Source organism: Sporosarcina sp. 6E9 (assembly GCF_017921835.1).
In the GTDB taxonomy this organism is placed as follows: domain Bacteria; phylum Bacillota; class Bacilli; order Bacillales_A; family Planococcaceae; genus Sporosarcina.
The window spans coordinates 830,031-846,227 of the sequence record NZ_JAGEMN010000001.1; the positions used below are offsets into that span (position 1 = coordinate 830,031).

The 16,197-nt window shown below is 38.4% G+C and carries 18 protein-coding genes; 6 read left to right on the forward strand and 12 right to left on the reverse strand.

Features of this window, described 5'->3' with window-relative positions; all coding sequences use genetic code 11:
* Nucleotides 1–93: 93 nt before the first annotated feature.
* Nucleotides 94–1,896, forward strand: coding sequence for a LysM peptidoglycan-binding domain-containing protein (locus J4G36_RS04320; protein WP_368668721.1), 1,803 nt, complete (start codon nucleotides 94–96; stop codon nucleotides 1,894–1,896).
* Between the two features lie 158 nt (nucleotides 1,897–2,054).
* Nucleotides 2,055–3,053: a S66 family peptidase gene (locus J4G36_RS04325; protein ID WP_368668722.1), complete on the forward strand. Its 999-nt coding sequence runs from the start codon at nucleotides 2,055–2,057 to the stop codon at nucleotides 3,051–3,053.
* 41 nt (nucleotides 3,054–3,094) lie between these two features.
* Here J4G36_RS04325 and J4G36_RS04330 read toward each other — a convergent pair whose 3' ends face one another.
* The 5 genes from J4G36_RS04330 to J4G36_RS04350 all read right to left on the reverse strand — a co-directional run bounded on the left by J4G36_RS04330 (nucleotide 3,095) and on the right by J4G36_RS04350 (nucleotide 8,015).
* Entirely contained in the window at nucleotides 3,095–4,591 is a 1,497-nt protein-coding gene (locus tag J4G36_RS04330; protein ID WP_210468841.1) for a catalase, read from the reverse strand.
* Between the two features lie 116 nt (nucleotides 4,592–4,707).
* Nucleotides 4,708–5,475, reverse strand: coding sequence for an NRDE family protein (locus tag J4G36_RS04335; protein WP_210468842.1), 768 nt, complete (start codon nucleotides 5,473–5,475; stop codon nucleotides 4,708–4,710).
* Between the two features lie 20 nt (nucleotides 5,476–5,495).
* Nucleotides 5,496–6,128: a glycerol-3-phosphate acyltransferase gene (locus tag J4G36_RS04340; RefSeq protein WP_210468843.1), complete on the reverse strand. Its 633-nt coding sequence runs from the start codon at nucleotides 6,126–6,128 to the stop codon at nucleotides 5,496–5,498.
* Between the two features lie 24 nt (nucleotides 6,129–6,152).
* Nucleotides 6,153–6,902 (reverse strand): arylamine N-acetyltransferase family protein, encoded by a 750-nt coding sequence (locus J4G36_RS04345; RefSeq protein ID WP_210468844.1) that lies wholly within the window; start codon nucleotides 6,900–6,902, stop codon nucleotides 6,153–6,155.
* A 96-nt stretch (nucleotides 6,903–6,998) separates the two neighbouring features.
* Nucleotides 6,999–8,015 carry a DUF1646 family protein gene (locus J4G36_RS04350; protein WP_210470416.1) on the reverse strand — a complete coding sequence of 339 codons (1,017 nt, stop codon included), beginning with the start codon at nucleotides 8,013–8,015 and terminating at the stop codon, nucleotides 6,999–7,001.
* 127 nt (nucleotides 8,016–8,142) lie between these two features.
* Between J4G36_RS04350 and J4G36_RS04355 the strand changes: the two genes are divergently transcribed.
* Both J4G36_RS04355 and J4G36_RS04360 read left to right on the forward strand, forming a co-directional pair.
* Nucleotides 8,143–8,562 carry a DUF948 domain-containing protein gene (locus tag J4G36_RS04355; protein ID WP_210468845.1) on the forward strand — a complete coding sequence of 140 codons (420 nt, stop codon included), beginning with the start codon at nucleotides 8,143–8,145 and terminating at the stop codon, nucleotides 8,560–8,562.
* Between the two features lie 27 nt (nucleotides 8,563–8,589).
* Entirely contained in the window at nucleotides 8,590–9,132 is a 543-nt protein-coding gene (locus tag J4G36_RS04360) for a DUF948 domain-containing protein (protein ID WP_246880398.1), read from the forward strand.
* 27 nt (nucleotides 9,133–9,159) lie between these two features.
* Here the strand turns inward: J4G36_RS04360 and J4G36_RS04365 are convergent, their stop codons facing one another.
* On the reverse strand, nucleotides 9,160–9,603 hold the full coding sequence (locus J4G36_RS04365; RefSeq protein ID WP_210468846.1) for a DUF948 domain-containing protein: 444 nt from the start codon (nucleotides 9,601–9,603) through the stop codon (nucleotides 9,160–9,162).
* Between the two features lie 2 nt (nucleotides 9,604–9,605).
* On the reverse strand, nucleotides 9,606–10,028 hold the full coding sequence (locus tag J4G36_RS04370) for a DUF948 domain-containing protein (protein WP_210468847.1): 423 nt from the start codon (nucleotides 10,026–10,028) through the stop codon (nucleotides 9,606–9,608).
* A gap of 273 nt (nucleotides 10,029–10,301) precedes the next feature.
* Here J4G36_RS04370 and J4G36_RS04375 point away from each other — a divergent pair, with 273 nt between their 5' ends.
* On the forward strand, nucleotides 10,302–10,544 hold the full coding sequence (locus J4G36_RS04375; protein WP_210468848.1) for a hypothetical protein: 243 nt from the start codon (nucleotides 10,302–10,304) through the stop codon (nucleotides 10,542–10,544).
* Between the two features lie 133 nt (nucleotides 10,545–10,677).
* Nucleotides 10,678–11,808, forward strand: a complete 1,131-nt coding sequence (locus tag J4G36_RS04380) for a glycerate kinase (RefSeq protein WP_210468849.1) — start codon at nucleotides 10,678–10,680, stop codon at nucleotides 11,806–11,808.
* A gap of 63 nt (nucleotides 11,809–11,871) precedes the next feature.
* Here J4G36_RS04380 and J4G36_RS04385 read toward each other — a convergent pair whose 3' ends face one another.
* The 5 genes from J4G36_RS04385 to J4G36_RS04405 all read right to left on the reverse strand — a co-directional run bounded on the left by J4G36_RS04385 (nucleotide 11,872) and on the right by J4G36_RS04405 (nucleotide 16,195).
* On the reverse strand, nucleotides 11,872–12,132 hold the full coding sequence (locus tag J4G36_RS04385; protein WP_368668760.1) for a PepSY domain-containing protein: 261 nt from the start codon (nucleotides 12,130–12,132) through the stop codon (nucleotides 11,872–11,874).
* An 84-nt stretch (nucleotides 12,133–12,216) separates the two neighbouring features.
* Nucleotides 12,217–13,707, reverse strand: coding sequence for a peptide MFS transporter (locus J4G36_RS04390; RefSeq protein ID WP_210468851.1), 1,491 nt, complete (start codon nucleotides 13,705–13,707; stop codon nucleotides 12,217–12,219).
* A 308-nt stretch (nucleotides 13,708–14,015) separates the two neighbouring features.
* Nucleotides 14,016–14,870: an ABC transporter permease gene (locus tag J4G36_RS04395; RefSeq protein ID WP_210468852.1), complete on the reverse strand. Its 855-nt coding sequence runs from the start codon at nucleotides 14,868–14,870 to the stop codon at nucleotides 14,016–14,018.
* Nucleotides 14,854–15,783, reverse strand: a complete 930-nt coding sequence (locus J4G36_RS04400; protein ID WP_210468853.1) for an ABC transporter ATP-binding protein — start codon at nucleotides 15,781–15,783, stop codon at nucleotides 14,854–14,856. Before J4G36_RS04400 ends, J4G36_RS04395 begins: the two co-directional genes overlap by 17 nt.
* On the reverse strand, nucleotides 15,776–16,195 hold the full coding sequence (locus tag J4G36_RS04405) for a hypothetical protein (RefSeq protein WP_210468854.1): 420 nt from the start codon (nucleotides 16,193–16,195) through the stop codon (nucleotides 15,776–15,778). The genes J4G36_RS04400 and J4G36_RS04405 overlap by 8 nt, the downstream gene beginning before the upstream one ends.
* Nucleotides 16,196–16,197 lie beyond the last annotated feature (2 nt).

A 16,197-nucleotide genomic window follows, 5' to 3' on the forward strand; every position in this document is an offset into this window, starting at 1 on the left:
GAACTTTTTTACCCATGGACGAATAACATAGCTATGGGTAGAATACTGTCCTTAATATAGAAGGGAAGTGTTTTTTTGCAGTATTTTTATACCGTGCGCCACAATGAGACATTGAAAAACATTGCTACACGATGGCAGCTACCCCTGGCTGCTATTGTCGCTTCAAATAATTTACAACCCCCCTATACAATTTCAGTTGGTGAGCAATTATCCATCCCTTCCGGTGTTATTGAATACCACGTACAATCCGGTGATTCTGTCTATCGGATTGCACAATTATTTGGGCTTCCGATATCTGTTATTGTTGAGGCCAACAAATTAACATCACCTTATCTTTTACGTGTAAACCAAGTATTAAAGATTCCCCCTGGTGTTTTATATTATGTTGTTCAACCAGGAGATTCATTATATAAAATTGCGCAGCGTTACAATGTCGTAACGGAATACGGAATTGATACAGATGCTATTCAAAAACAAAATAAGTTGCCGAACGAAACAATAAGTCCTGGCATGAGGCTGGAAATTCCGTATGGCTCGCCAGGAGGTTCTGGCTTTATTGCTTATACTTCCAATCAAGGTGGACAATTTGATATTTGGACATATAACTTTCGGAACGGAGAAACTATACAATTAACGAATGGGTTGGGTGACACTTTTACGATTCCGATGTGGTCGCCTGACAGCAGCAGAATCGCATTTGTAGGAAAAAATCGAGTGGTTTATGTTATTTATGTTGCTTCTGGTTCAATTGGGGCAATTGATCAATTAACTGAAGGGGGTGATTTCGGATTAGATTGGTCACCAGATAGCGTCCATTTGGCTTATGCAGCCCGCGGCATCATTCAAGTATATAATACGACATTACATGTTGGGACAGTAGTGGAACAACTAGGTGCATCCGAGATTAACTGGTTTCCAGATGGAGAGGAATTATTGTTTCAAGCCTTAGATGATTCCGGAGTCAGTCAACTGTATCGAAGCCGAATTTTTGGAACCGAAAAGGAACAAATTACACATAATGAAAATGGGTTATTACAAAACGTTCGATTATCACCCGATGGAAGTTTTGTATTATATACAACCCCAGGTGCAAGTATTTCAATCATCAATACGCTAGAACTAGAAACTGAGAAAGTATATGAAATAAAAGGGGGACCTGAGGCAAAAAACTATTATCCTGACTGGTCACCAGATTCACTAAAGATTGCTTATAGCGCAACTAACTTTGCGAACAATTCATATTTCTCGCAAATTAGATCTGTAGACCGAAAAGGTGGCGATGATCATATCTGGGGCGTTTCAAATTGCTACTCCACTCCAGTAACATGGTCACCTGACGGATTAAAAATAGCTTATTTATCGGGATGTACTGAAAATGAATTTGCAAAAGAGATGTGGCTGATTGAACTTGCTCACCCAGCGCCTACCCGACTTCTTGAAGGGTTCACAATCATGTCATTGAATTGGTCGCCTGAACCACTTTTAGATTTAGCTGAACAGGATTATACAAATGAGGCTTTTGATGTTAATTTCCAATATCCTGCAAGTTGGATGAAAATTAATGATGAAAATTATATCGGTACCGACGGTTTTTTTCAAATATCGGCGATTTTTGGTTCCGATAATATTGAGGACATCTGTCACGATGAAGCTTTTCAAAAGTTGAAGCCCTATGGCTCAACGCCAATAATTATACCTTCCGAAAATCAAACAATAGAAGCATGCACGATTTTACCTTCGGCCGATCAACCTGCAGACATGAATGGGCAGGCGGCTTATATTGTAAAGTATCCTGACCCAATCCAACTTAATGGAAACGCGTATAATTATTTTATCTTATGGGCAGACAAAGACCATATTGATAGGATTTCCTCGACGCTATTATTTTTACCTTGAGCTTTTCTATAATGGAAAACTGATAAGCAATGCAGAATTGCTTAAACTGTTTTCCATTTAAATTTTTGGGGAATTAGTTTCCTGGTATGGTAAGATTTAGATGAATGTAAAATTGAAGGTAAAAGGGAAGTGTGTCTATGATTCATTATCCAAGTCCTTTGAAGAAAGGACAGACAATAGGCGTTTGCGCTATGTCAGCTGGGGTTGATAGTGAACTTCATCATATTCTAAGGAAAGCGGCTCATCAATTTGAACAGCGTGGATATGCTGTTGAACTCGGGGACACCGCATGGTCGAATGAAAAACTTACATCCGCTTCACCAGCAATTCGAGTGTTAGAATTTAGGGAAATGATGATGAAAGATGAAGTAGGTGCAATAATTCCACCATGGGGTGGTGAATTTCTATCTGAAACGCTTCCGCTTATCGATTTTCAAAAACTACAACCAAAGTGGCTCATGGGTTACTCAGATACTAGTACGCTGCTTTTGCCAATCACATTATTAACAGGGATTGCTACGGTTCACGGGACAAACTTCGTCGATTTGAGAAGTGATGAGTGGGATCCCGTCACTGCCAAATTCATGGAAGTCTTATCTGCAGCGAAAGGGGATATAATTACTCAATATTCATCCGAAATGTATCAAACAGAGTGGCAACATTTTGCGCCTCCTGAACCATATGTATTTAAATTAGATGCGCAAACTGAATGGAAGACAATCGGGAATACTCCCGTGCAAGTAGAGGGTAGAATTTTGTCCGGTTGTATCGATACGATTCGACACCTTATCGGAACGCCTTTCGGGGATATTAAATCGTTTCGCGAGAAATTTATACCGAATGAGAAAATCATATGGGTACTGGAGAATTGCGATATGGATGCGCCCGATTTTTACCGTTCGCTCTTACAGTTTTACTATGCCGGATGGTTTGATGACGCTTCAGGAATAGTATTTGGTCGAACCGATGCAGGCGCAGCAGAAGAGGACTTTACTTATATCGAAGCTTTAGAAAGAATTGCCGAGTTAGCGGACGTCCCTGTTGTTTATGATGCAGATATTGGACATGTTCCACCGCAAATGACTTTTGTGAACGGCGCTTTTGGGGAGCTAAGCGTGGCAGATGGTAAGGGAATTATGACTACTAAATTAGTTTGATATAAAAACAGAGTAGCGAATCGCTACTCTGTTTTTACTTGTTATTTTGGTTCGAATGATGCGGCTGCAGCAGCTTCGATTTCATTCAACGGAATGCCAAGTGCTTCTGCTACACCTTCACCATATGCAGGATCCGCTTTATAGCAATGTGTAATATGACGAAGTTTAATATGTTTATCGACACCGCTCATATTAGCAGCTGTATTTAAGAATAGCGCTTGTTTCTGCTCATCGTTCATTAAGTTAAACAGTTTTCCTGGTTGTTCAAAGTAGTTATCATCATCTTCTCTGAAATCCCAACGGTCCGCGGCACCATGAATATCAAGGGCAGGTTCTTTATACTGTGGTTGCTCTTGCCATTCGCCGTAGCTGTTTGGTTCATAATGAAGCGTACTTCCTAAGTTTCCGTCAACGCGCATGGCGCCATCGCGGTGGAAGCTATGAACCGGGCATTTAGGTTGGTTAATCGGAATTTGATGGTGATTAACGCCTAAACGATAACGCTGTGCATCGCCGTATGAGAACAGGCGACCTTGCAACATTTTGTCAGGTGAGAAGCTGATGCCTGGTACGACGTTGGCTGGTGTAACTGCCAGTTGTTCTACTTCCGCAAAATAGTTGTCCGGGTTTCGATTTAGTTCGAATTCTCCTACTTCAATAAGTGGAAAATCTTTCTTATACCATACTTTTGTTAAATCAAATGGGTTGTACGGCATGTTAGCTGCTTCTTCTTCTGTCATCACTTGGATGTACATTTTCCATTTCGGGAAATCGCCGTTTTCGATAGATTCATATAAATCACGTTGATGACTTTCACGGTCGACACCGACAAGTTCAGCAGCATCTTTATCCGTTAAATTTTCAATACCTTGTTGTGTACGGAAATGGAATTTAACCCAAACTCGTTCGTTTTCAGCGTTAATCATACTAAATGTATGACTTCCGAAACCGTGCATATTTTGATACGTTTTTGGAATACCGCGATCACTCATCAAAATTGTTACTTGGTGAAGTGCTTCAGGTAATGATGTCCAGAAATCCCAGTTATTATTTGCACTTCGCATGTTTGTCCGCGGATCACGTTTAACAGCATGGTTCAAGTCAGGGAATTGTAATGGATCTCGGAAAAAGAATACAGGTGTATTATTTCCAACAACGTCCCAGTTTCCTTGTTCCGTATAAAATCTAAGTGAAAACCCGCGAATATCACGTTCAGCGTCTGCAGCACCGCGTTCACCAGCAACTGTGGAGAAACGAGCGAAGACATCTGTTTTCTTACCAACTTCGGAGAAAACCTTTGCGCTTGTGTACTTTGTGATATCATGCGTAACCGTAAATGTACCATGCGCGCCGGAACCTTTGGCGTGCATGCGTCGCTCAGGAATAACCTCGCGATCGAAATGAGCCATCTTTTCTAAGAACCATACATCTTGGAGTAGCATAGGACCTCTTGGGCCCGCTGTCATTGAGTTTTGATTGTCAACAACCGGAGCACCGGCAGCTGTAGTGAATTTTTTTTGATTTTCATTATTACTCATTCATTCTCACTCCCCAGATTATAATGTTGCTTACATAGTAACCATAACAAATAAAAGAATTCTGTACCAATAAATAGATTGGAAATGTCAATATTATTAGTTTACTTACATGAATACTAATAAGAGATTTGAAAAGAATAGTTGTTTTCAAGTTTTAATTGCCCGTTTTCATATGTTCGTTCAATGAATGTCACATTATTATCGTGATCAACGAATAATACAGTAGAACACCGAGTACCATAATCGGGCGTTTGAATGAATAGGGGGGATAATTGCCGTTCAAGTTCTAGTCCGACACCCGTATTCGGTAAATTTTCATCTTCAGCTAGTTCCGCATTCAGTAAAATAGTGAAGAGTTCATCGGCATCGACTATTTCATTCTTTGTTACATAATCTTTCAACATTATTTTTCCTTTTGTTACTTTCGGCCAAGGCGTATTGAGAAAGTGGTTACTTAGACCATGTGTACCTTTTGGAATGTCCATTACTTGATGGTTAATATTATTATAATAATGTAGTCTATCTGTGTTCCCGATAACAATATTAAATCCATTATATAGATCCTTATTTTCGCTTAGCTGTTGTATATAGTCTAACGGGGAAGTATCTTCAACTAAAAAGTTCTGGACAATCTCGCCGCGTGACCGTTTAACTACACCAAATTGAGCTGGGTCGCGGTAATTTGTTAAAGCCGCAAATCGCCCGCTTTTTGTAATGCCCAACCATGTGCCCATTTGCACTAAATCGCGCCCAGCTAAGAGATTGGGCTCGTCTTCCCAGAATTGTGCAGGTCGGGTAGGGCGCGCATAAAATTCATCGCGATTTGCCGCAACAATCAATTTGTAGTTTGGATGATTTTGTAGATGGAAGTTTATTAAACACATTATCATTATTCTCCTAGTTATTATTTCTGTCCCTTTTTGAAAACAGCAGAGATTCGACTTTCTTCGCCACGCTTCATCCGTTGTATATTCTCTACATGTTTAAGAACGGCAACGGCGAATAAAGCAAATGCGATAATTGCGGGCCAGACTCCGGATGGAAACCAAATCGCGAAAATAAATAATGAAACATAAAGCATCAAAACACCGTATACGAGATAGTCTGTTACTAGTGCGACAGCAACAAAGATAACAAAAGCGATTAAACCGAAACGCCAATCAATCCCGAATAAGATGCCAATGACCGTTGCAGTTCCTTTGCCTCCATTAAAATTCATATAAAACGGAAAAGTATGACCTAGAACGACCGTGGCCCCTGCGGCAAAAACTATGACAAAGCTATTTTCATCAGATAAATTAGTATGAAATGCAATCGTACCAGCGAAAACTACTGCAAGTACGCCTTTTCCAATATCAACTGCCGCAACAAGGGCGCCGTACTTCTTTCCAAGTACAATTGTTGCATTTGATGCACCAAAGTTTTTAACGCCTTCAGTTTTCAGATTAACGCCAGAAATAAGCTGGGCAATGCGAGCTCCATGCAGACATCCTAGTAAATAACCCCCACTTAAAATAATAGTGAGCCAAACCCACATTGTTTTTCCCCCTAAATAAACAAATCATAATTGTATATTAAATAAATCCTTTAAAGCTTGCAGTTTTTCAGATTCAGACAGATTAACTTTTTCCCGCTGATCATTTTCAATAATCGTTACTGTGTGATTTGTTAGCGTAACCCTACCAGTTGGTGTCGCTTTTGTAACAATATCCTGGTGCGTAAATGTAGAGTCTTTTGAAACTTGGTTAAATATGCATCCCTCATGAAAGTCCAGTAGATTTTTAGGCTCATTATTAAATCGATACAATATCCTTTTCTCGTTATCGACTTCATAGACCAAATCAAATAACCCATCGTCAAATTTTGAAATTGAATACGTAGCAGTTACATCCGTTTTTTTATCACCGTTCAGCGGTATCGGTAGGCGAGGCGTGGCTGCGCCAAATCCAACATCAACTAAGTAAGGTTCATCTTCCAGATTAACGAGAATGGCTACATGGGTATCCGCTTTGGCCCATTTACCTGTTTGTCTTAATACAGTCGCGGAAACGAGGTGCGCATCATAGCCCAAATCACATAATAATGCATGAAATAAACCATTCACTTCATAACAATATCCGCCGCGATGTTGGTACACAATTTTTTCGTAAATTGTTTTCAGATTTAAATAGATGGGTCTATTCCGAATCACATCTAAGTTTTCGAAAGGTATATGCTGTAAATGGGAATTTTGGAGTTCACTTAAATTTTGAAGTGAAACTTCTGTAAAAGAACCTGCATGAAACCTTTTTAAGTAAAGTTTAATATCCATTTTTATCACCCCTATTAATTATATCGTAAATGGATAGGAGATGAAAACTTAGCCATTGTTACCAAACACCTTTCAGTACGTTTCATTTTTGTATAATTAGGCAATTGTAAGAATGACAATGAAATAAGCAACCATTGTTAGTAAACCAATTGGAACGGCGAAACGCGCCCATTCAATACTTGTAATCGATAGCTTCCCAGCAGCAATAATGTTTGGAATGTTCCCAGGTATTAACATCCCACCGCTTACTAGCAGTCCTAATAGAATTGCTTGTATAGTTGGAACTTCCATAGCGGGACTAATCTCAGCAGCTGCCAAAGTCGCATTATCCAAAACAGCTGAGATCATATTAATCCAATAAAGAACAAGCGGGTTTAAGTTCAGTAAGTATTTTTCGATAAATGGCTCGAAACCAGCTCCGAGCAGTGTTAAAGCCATCACAAATAAATACACTTTAAAACCGCGAATGATTATATCCGAGTAGGATTCAGTTTTATGTTTTATGAAGGATTTGTTGAATTTTTTACTTGGTTTAATGAGGACCGCGGCAAGCACTCCGAATACAATAACGCCTGGAACAACTTCAGGACCAATCAATTGCAGTAAATAGAAAAAGTCTTCTTCTAACTTACTCGTTGCAATTGTCGATAAAGGTTCTCCGATGGGTGTTAACACCGCGCCAAGACCGATAGAATAACAAGCTAATACGACAAAGCGTACTTCAGATTTTCGATCGAGACGTAGAACGCTAACAATCGTTACGAGTACAATCGCGGCAATGATTGCGGTAATTACACTCGAAACAAGTCCGAGCGTGATTACTGTTAATAGGAGGAACAACCTTAACGGCATTGCTTTACTTAAACCTAGAATAACTTTTTCAATAGGTGCCTGAAACCACTTAAATAAAAAACCGGCAATTAGAACTGCAAACGATATCTTTAATGGATCGTTGAAAACTTTAATAAGCAAAGTTGAGTCCAGGACATGACTGACAAGTACTGCGGCTACGCCCATAAGAAACAAAAAAACTTCCAAGTTGCGCTCAACAGTTTTCGATAAAAACGGAACAAATAACACAAGGATCAAAACGATAATTAAACTAACCATTATTTACACAACCTTTACAGTTTATTAATAAATAATGGGCGCGTATATGTTTGCCCATTTCCAAAGAAAACTTTACAATGAAGCTATTGGTTGGGTTATATACTCGGAAACGAAAGGATGTTGTTTTATTATGCTCGTTAATATTGGCGTATTTCTGATTGCAATTTCGTTTCTACTCGTTGCAATTTATGTCGCAAAGCTTCTCTTAAGAACATCTACAGTTATTTCTACGCTTGGATCAACAACCGCTGAAGTTGAAACAAAGTTGGATAAAATGATTACTGAGATGGAAGCGACAATTGTAGAGATGAATGTGACGGCAATTGATATTGATCAAAAACTTGCCTCTACGAATGAATTATTTCTGGCGATTCAAGATGTAGGGGATACTACTGCAACTATAACCGGGGCGTTGGAATCTAGAACCGATAAATATGCAACTGATAAATCTTTACGCGGAACAAAGCCGTTCGTACGCGCAATACAATATGGAGAATTTAGTTTTGGTCTTATTCGCTCTTGGAGAAAAGGCAAGGAAGCATCATTATGATGACAATATTGAAATGAGGGACCTAATATGGAAATGGATTTAGTTGGAATCGGCGTATTACTTATAGGAATTGCTTTTTTAGTATTAGCCATTTACTTTTCGCGCGTATTAAATAATTTAGCTGGCGTGATTCGCGGTGTAGATAAGACAGTTGATCAACTTCCAAATCAACTTGATAAAATACTCCATGAAAGTGGGAATTTACTTCACAATAGCAACGATACATTAGCTGATGTTAATGAAAAGCTGGAAACTTTAACACCCTATTTCAAGATAGTAGGAGATGTAGGTGAATCAACACGTACATTATCATCGTCTCTTGTAGATGCTACTAAATCAGCAAAAAAGAAGTTGGAGAACGTGGACCCAGAGATTCAAAATAAACGATTAGGCGGAGTATACGGTACCGTTGCGCTTGGTTATTATTTGTTTCAAAGACGCAATGATATAAAACGTGAAATACCTAAAAAGTCCACACGAAAACTATATGATGTAGGCGAGAAAAAGGCAATGGAAATCGAACAAATGAAAGTACAATCCAGATTGGAGAACACAAAAAATAACGTGTAGTCGGATTATCATCCACTACACGTTATTTTATTTTGTTTTTGAAATTTTTTCTTTCAGGATATTCTTATTCTGGTTCAAATAATAAATCATAGATAATAATCCAAATAACCCTTCATATTTTTTTCGATTTGCAAATTCAACGGCATTGGACGTTTTTTGTTTTAATGCAATTGTTTTTTGTAGGGTGCTATGCGATAACTCTTGTGATGCTTCACCGACATCTCCTACAATTTCAAAAATCGGTCTTAATTCTTTTACTTGATCATTCACATTTTCAATTGTTTTGTTCCCTTCTTGCAAAACTGAAGTCGTTTGATCGGTAATCGTAACAAAAGACTCTGGTAATTTTTCTGTAGTCTTTTTCAAATTATCCAGTACATCGGTCAGTTTTTTTATCGGTTTTATTAGAAATAGCACAAGAACCGCAAATGCTATACCGATAATAAGTACGCCAATTTCCAACAAGCCCATATTTATCGCCTCTTTTCTTTTTCGCGTTTAAATCCATAATACAGACGCGCTGCTACTTCGGTAATCGCATTCGTTTGTTGCATGAGCTCTGAATACTTTTTCGGTGGGGTTGCAACCTGATCCGAAATCTGTCTAAATGATTGGTTCATATGATTTGTTGTTTTGCTTAAATCTTTTGCCGTAGTCGATAGTGTTTCAAAGTTTGCCATTTTGACTTCTGCATCATTAGCAATTTTGTTGGTTTTTTCAAGTAGTTGTTCTGACTGTTTGGTAATCCCGCCAATTTTATTTTCTACTCGCTTTAATGTTTCAGATACTTCGCCCATCGTTTGCTTAGCGCTTTTTAAAGTAATCACGACAAAAATTGCGATTAATAATAAAGAGAGAGCGGCGATGAGCGCGCTTGCGTACAATAATAAATCCATTAAGCACACCTCCATAATAATTCTAGTATACACATTTTCAGTATACCTATAAAGTTCCACTTAAAGTTGTTTATTAAACATGAAGTAACTTTTAAGAAAACGGGCGAAACCAGACGAGATGAATATAATAATACAAAGGAAAGGATATATCTCCTGACACTCACCTATCCCACGATATTTTCATATCCCCATTCCCATTGCATAAATTACTATATCCGTGTATAAAAATAAAGATTTATATTCTCTTCATATATATCAAGAAAGGAAGGTCTTATGCAAATTTACGATGTCGCGCTTATTCCGCTCATTATCGGATTAGTCCAGGTGCTGAAGTATGCTGGTTTTAGAAAAAAGTGGTTTTTGCCGCTAGCATCGTTACTATTCGGCGTGATGGCCGGGGTGATTTACGTTCATCCATATAATGTGAAAGAGGGAATTCTTATCGGGTTGTTAATGGGATTGTCCGCAAGTGGAATGTATTCAGGCGGTAAAGCGATATTGGAAAAGGAGGCGTAGTATCGATTAATGATACGCTATTTTAACCTCTTACTTGATCGTGAGAGGTTAGTTGAATTTTATTTATAATGCAAAAAATTCTACCTTTCACTATAATTCTATGTATAAATGTTTTTAGTTAGGAGATGGATTTTTGAAGATCATAATCGCACCAGATTCGTTTAAAGGAAGTTTAACGGCAATGCAAGCAGCGAATGCGATGAAGGAAGGAATTCATCTATATGATGCTTCGATAAATATAAAGGTATTGCCTGCGGCTGATGGCGGGGAAGGGACGATGGATAGTTTAATCGGGGCTACTTCCGGAACAATAACTACCCACTGCGTATTTGGTCCATTGGGAAAGATGATCCATGCCGATTATGGTGTCCTTGGTGACGAAGAAACATGCGTCATTGAATTTGCTGAAGCATCCGGTTTGATGTTAGTTGGTGAGCATGAACGTAATCCGCTTCTTGCATCCTCTTACGGAACGGGTCAGTTGATCGTTCATGCACTAGATGCAGGTTATCGAAGGTTCATCATTGGTCTTGGGGGCAGTAGCACCAATGACGCAGGAACAGGGATGTTGAAAGCATTAGGCATGAAATTTCTTGACCGGACAGGCAATGAATTACCTCAAGGAGGCGGCGCATTAGGTGGACTACATAGCATTGACCTTAACTTTTTTGATAGGCGAATAGCCGAGTGTAATTTTATCATTGCTTCAGATGTTGATAATCCACTTGTTGGACATAATGGCGCTTCTTATGTATTTGGACCACAAAAAGGTGCAAACAGCGAAACTGTTAAAATACTGGATGATAACCTGAGGAATTTTTCGACAATCACTGAAAAGATGACCGGAATTAGTTTGCGTGATAAATCTGGTGCTGGAGCCGCCGGAGGAGCGGGCGGGGCGTTTCAAGCATTTTTCCCTTCTGAAATGAAGCGTGGAATTGATGTGGTTCTGGAAGCGATATCTTTTGAAAGCCATATTGAGGATACTGACCTAATATTAACTGGTGAAGGAAAGACAGATGCACAAACATTTTCGGGGAAAACCCCATTCGGCATAGCGGAAATTGCAAATACGCATGACAAACCGGTAATTTTGGTTTCCGGACTTGTGGATGAAGAAAGTAGGGAATTATTGAAACCTATATTTACTGAAGTTCATTCGGTCGTAGGGGAAGGCGTTACAGGAGAAGAATCCATGAATGAATCGTTCCTTCACTTAAAGATGAAAACATATCATGTGATTAAGAATTATTTAACCCGTTAATCGAAAAAGGTCAGTCTGCAGGCAATTCACTTTGCCCAACAGTACTGAACTGACCTTTTTTATCTAATCACGTTTTATTTTTGTAATTCGGCCTGTTTGAGCATCAATCTCTAGTTCATACTTAATACCTTGCATAGTAACAACGTCTACCTCATATACCAGCCTGCCATTTTCAGTATCCAGTTCAACTTTCACAATTTCGCCCTGTATTTGTGACATAGCAATACTCATTGCATCCTCAATAGAAATTCTACTATACCGATTGTATGGCTGATGATTCCAGTAATTGTTCGTCATACTATTCCCCTTTCTTGTCAAACACATTCTCTTAAGTATATTCAAGGAAGGGAATATTGTTCATCCAATAAAAAACAGCCACCCAATTAAGGGTAGCTGTATTATTTGATATTAACGTACACCTTTCATATAGCGCTGGATCAATGGAGAAATGAAGTACAGCAAGATACTTAGTGCAATTGCAGTTCCTCCGATAATACCGAAATACAACATTTCAGTTTCCGGTGAATAAAATTTAACAAGTTGCGCGTTTAAACCTTGTGCAGCTGCATTCGATAAAAACCAAAGACTCATCGTCTGTGCCGAGAATGCCGCTGGTGCAAGTTTTGTTGTTGCAGACAATCCAACAGGTGATAAGCATAATTCACCTAACACGACCATGAAAATACTAAGGATTAGCCAAAGTGGACTAACAAGTGCATCCGACCCGCCTAAATAACCTGGTAGCAAGATAACAATAAACGACAAACCTGCAAACAGTAATCCTAATGAAAACTTTTGTGGAATTGAAGGTTGTCGATCACCGAGTCTTACCCATAACCAAGCGAAAAATGGTGCAAGTGTAATTATGAATAGCGGGTTAAACGATTGGAACCATGCCGGGGAAATTTGGAATCCCATAACATTTAAGTTCGTTCGTGTATCCGCATAAAGTGCAAGAATTGTTGACCCTTGCTCCGCTATAGCCCAAAACATAACAGATGCTAAGAAGAGTGGGATAAATGCAATAATCCGTGAACGTTCCACATCGTTCGTTTTCGGGCTTCTGTACATAACAACAAAATATGCCGCTGGAATTAGAAAACCAAGGATTCCGACAATTGCGATAAACGAATTGAAAGTTAACCAGCCAAGAGGAATTGAAATTGCAATAAGCACTGCAAGAACAATCGCCGAAATTGCGAAAGTTGTATACACTTTTTTCTTCTCACCAGGTGCCAATGGATTTGCAACTTGTGTTCCAGCGAGTCCTAGATTCTTTTTCTTTGTCAAGACAAACATGACAAGTCCCAAGAACATACCTAATGCTGCCACACCGAAACCGAGGTGGAAGCTTGTCTTCATCAAACTACCAACGATAAGTGGGGCTATGAATCCACCCATGTTAATACCCATATAGAAGATGCTGAATCCTGCATCGCGTCGGTTGTCGGTTTCAGAATAGATATCGCCAACAACACTTGAGACGTTCGGTTTTAATAAACCTGTTCCAATTACGATTAATACCATTGATATGAAAAACATTGTAATATTACCGGGAATTGCAAGTACTAAGTGGCCCAACATAATGAAAATACCACCGTAGAATACAGCTTTCGAAGTACCAAATATCCGGTCGGCGAGCCAACCACCGATGATCCCAGACATATAGACGAGTGATCCATATATAGACATGATTGACAAGGCAACTGTTCTATCTAATCCAAGTCCGCCGTTCGTCACTTCATAGTACATATAGAATACGAGGATAGCTCTCATTCCATAATATGAGAAGCGTTCCCAGAACTCAGTAAAGAATAAAGTGAATAAACCTCTGGGGTGTCCAAAAAAACCTTTTTGTGGGACACTTTCGACAATTTCTTGCTTCGTAAACTTAGACACATTAAACCTCCTCATATTGTTATTCATTCATAATACATGTTATCGTTTTCAAAAGTCAAAATTAAATTTTACCATTAGTTAATGTCTTATAATACTGATTCTTAAAGGTTTTTGGAAAATGGTCGTTTTTTCAATGTTAGAATAATGATATTGTAACATAATTATTGCAAACAGAATTATCTTAATGTTCTTACTGATTCTTTCAATTAAGTTTGTGTCAACGCTTCAAAGACATACCCAAACCAATCGATTTTAAGTATGTATACAAAAAATAGCAAGTACTTGGATAAATAAGTACCTGCCTGTTACTATTTTCGTTTACGATTGATTATAAGAAGCGAAAGAATAAAAAACAGAATGGTCGTCCCGATTAAATAAAAAACGCTAAATAACTTAGTCCATGGTTCTCCGTAAATTTTATAAGTAACCCCCATATCGAAAAGAAAGGTTTCTCTGAGGGTCATTGGTGCATTTGAAAAAGCATCAACAATTGAATTTTCCATTAGGATTTGTCTAAACAAAGCGGCAGAATGGGAGACAGGAAAAAATTTTACGATAGTTTGAAGATAGTCTGGTAATGTACCTATCGGAATATAGATACCCGCTAAAAATCCAAGAAGCGTCCCGATAATGGTACTTGCTGCGGCAAATGCATTGGATGACTTGAAAAAAGAGACGACTAGAAGAACCATTGAGGCACTTGAAACGACTGCTAATAGGATTACACCTACTAACAAGATTGATTTATCAAATGTCAGTAGAGGTTCTCCAGATAGTAAAAGAAAAATTTCTGCCACAACGAAAGTAAACGTGCACATGAATAAACCAATAAACAATGCGCTTGAAATATAACCCCCAACCAACTTAGTCCGTGAAATAGGTGAAGAGTAAAAATCCATGATACGATTATTAGCTCGATCTTCAACTAGAATCCCGAAAGAACCCAAAGTGGTTGTCATAGAAGCGACCGCTAAAATTCCCGAGATGAACCAAGACGTAAGTAATTGTTTTTTTGCAGGAAAGTCGGGTAATCCTTTCGATGTCAAATCGCCCAAAAATAAAACGTACAAGACGATTAGAATGATGACTGCCAGAAGAGAGAAGAAAACAGCCGTTTTATCGCGGAAATATAATAAAATATTACGTTTAGTGAAGGCGATCATCTAATTCCACATCCTTTCCATTAATGGCAAGAAATACATCATCCAAACTTGATTTTCTCACTTCAAATGAAGAGATTAAATCTACATGTTTCGCTAGAAATGGAATTGCTGACTTTGTTTCTTGGAGAGGAAGATAGAAGAAAGATTTTTCTACTGAGTATTCGATTTTTTCCGCATCCAGAATTTTTCTCATATCAATATCGTTAATGGCCGTCAGTAGTAACTTATCCGAAGCGTACTCATTTTTTAAATGTTCGGGGGTCCCTTTCGCAATGATTTCTCCCTTTTTCATGACAACTACATAATCAGAATTTGCAGCTTCTTCAATGTAATGCGTTGTTAGAAAAACCGTCATTTTTGTTTCATTTTGTAGCTGGATAATTGTGTTCCAAATGTTTTTACGACTTTGTGCATCGAGTCCAGTTGTCGGTTCATCCATTATTAGGATTGATGGGTTATGAATAAGCGCTCGAGCGATATCTGTTCTTCTTCTCTCACCGCCCGATAAATTCCCGTAGGGCCTGTTTACAAATGATTGCAAACCTGTCAAAGTTGTTACCCGTTTAATCGCTTTACTCTTTTCTTTTTTTGACATCCCATAAAATGAACCGCGAATTTCTAAATTTTCTTTAACTGTTAATAGAGGATCTAAAAGGCTATCTTGGAAAACGACTCCGATTTCCTGACGAATCTTATTGTCATGTCTTCCGACTGTGTATCCTTTCACTTTAACTTCGCCTTTATCTTGTTTCAGTAACGTAAGTAATATCGAAATGGTTGTTGACTTTCCGGCCCCGTTTGTTCCTAGAAATGAGAATAAGGCACCTTCTTCAACATAAAAGCATATGTCTTTTACCGCCTGCACTTTTCCATATGATTTTGACAAGCCATTTACTTCGATAACTTTATTCATTGAAACCCTCCATTTTACGTTTTTGGATTACCTTATTAATTCTTCTTGCACTCGCTTGTTCTCCTAAGAAAATTACGGTAATTACTACTATATACGTAAATATGCCTATGATAACGACGAAGAAAGTGTAGTAAGAAGTAAAAGGATAGATTGAAAAAAAGCTTCCTGCAAGAATCAGAACCAAAAGGACGGAAAAAAGCTCTAACAGTCTAAAAAGTAATGGATTGTCAAATGGCAATAAATGCACCATATACATCATTAGGATAATTGCGATTGAAATAACTAACATATCGACAATCAATTTTTCGGTTAGAGGTGGGAAAACATTTTGATAACTAAAGAAAAGATAAAAAATGGTGCTAAATGTGAATGATATGGAGCTTGCTGAGATATAACGCATGAAATTTATCAAGT

Bases quoted from the DNA above. Each gene is read 5' to 3' on its own strand.
- J4G36_RS04330 (WP_210468841.1), bottom strand. From the start codon at position 4,591: ATGAGTAATAATGAAAATCAAAAAAAATTCACTACAGCTGCCGGTGCT.
- J4G36_RS04335 (WP_210468842.1), bottom strand. From the start codon at position 5,475: ATGTGTTTAATAAACTTCCATCTACAAAATCATCCAAACTACAAATTG.
- J4G36_RS04340 (WP_210468843.1), bottom strand. From the start codon at position 6,128: ATGTGGGTTTGGCTCACTATTATTTTAAGTGGGGGTTATTTACTAGGA.
- J4G36_RS04345 (WP_210468844.1), bottom strand. From the start codon at position 6,902: ATGGATATTAAACTTTACTTAAAAAGGTTTCATGCAGGTTCTTTTACA.
- J4G36_RS04355 (WP_210468845.1), top strand. From the start codon at position 8,143: ATGCTCGTTAATATTGGCGTATTTCTGATTGCAATTTCGTTTCTACTC.
- J4G36_RS04360 (WP_246880398.1), top strand. From the start codon at position 8,590: ATGGAAATGGATTTAGTTGGAATCGGCGTATTACTTATAGGAATTGCT.
- J4G36_RS04365 (WP_210468846.1), bottom strand. From the start codon at position 9,603: ATGGGCTTGTTGGAAATTGGCGTACTTATTATCGGTATAGCATTTGCG.
- J4G36_RS04370 (WP_210468847.1), bottom strand. From the start codon at position 10,028: ATGGATTTATTATTGTACGCAAGCGCGCTCATCGCCGCTCTCTCTTTA.
- J4G36_RS04375 (WP_210468848.1), top strand. From the start codon at position 10,302: ATGCAAATTTACGATGTCGCGCTTATTCCGCTCATTATCGGATTAGTC.
- J4G36_RS04385 (WP_368668760.1), bottom strand. From the start codon at position 12,132: ATGTGTTTGACAAGAAAGGGGAATAGTATGACGAACAATTACTGGAAT.
- J4G36_RS04395 (WP_210468852.1), bottom strand. From the start codon at position 14,870: ATGATCGCCTTCACTAAACGTAATATTTTATTATATTTCCGCGATAAA.
- J4G36_RS04400 (WP_210468853.1), bottom strand. From the start codon at position 15,783: ATGAATAAAGTTATCGAAGTAAATGGCTTGTCAAAATCATATGGAAAA.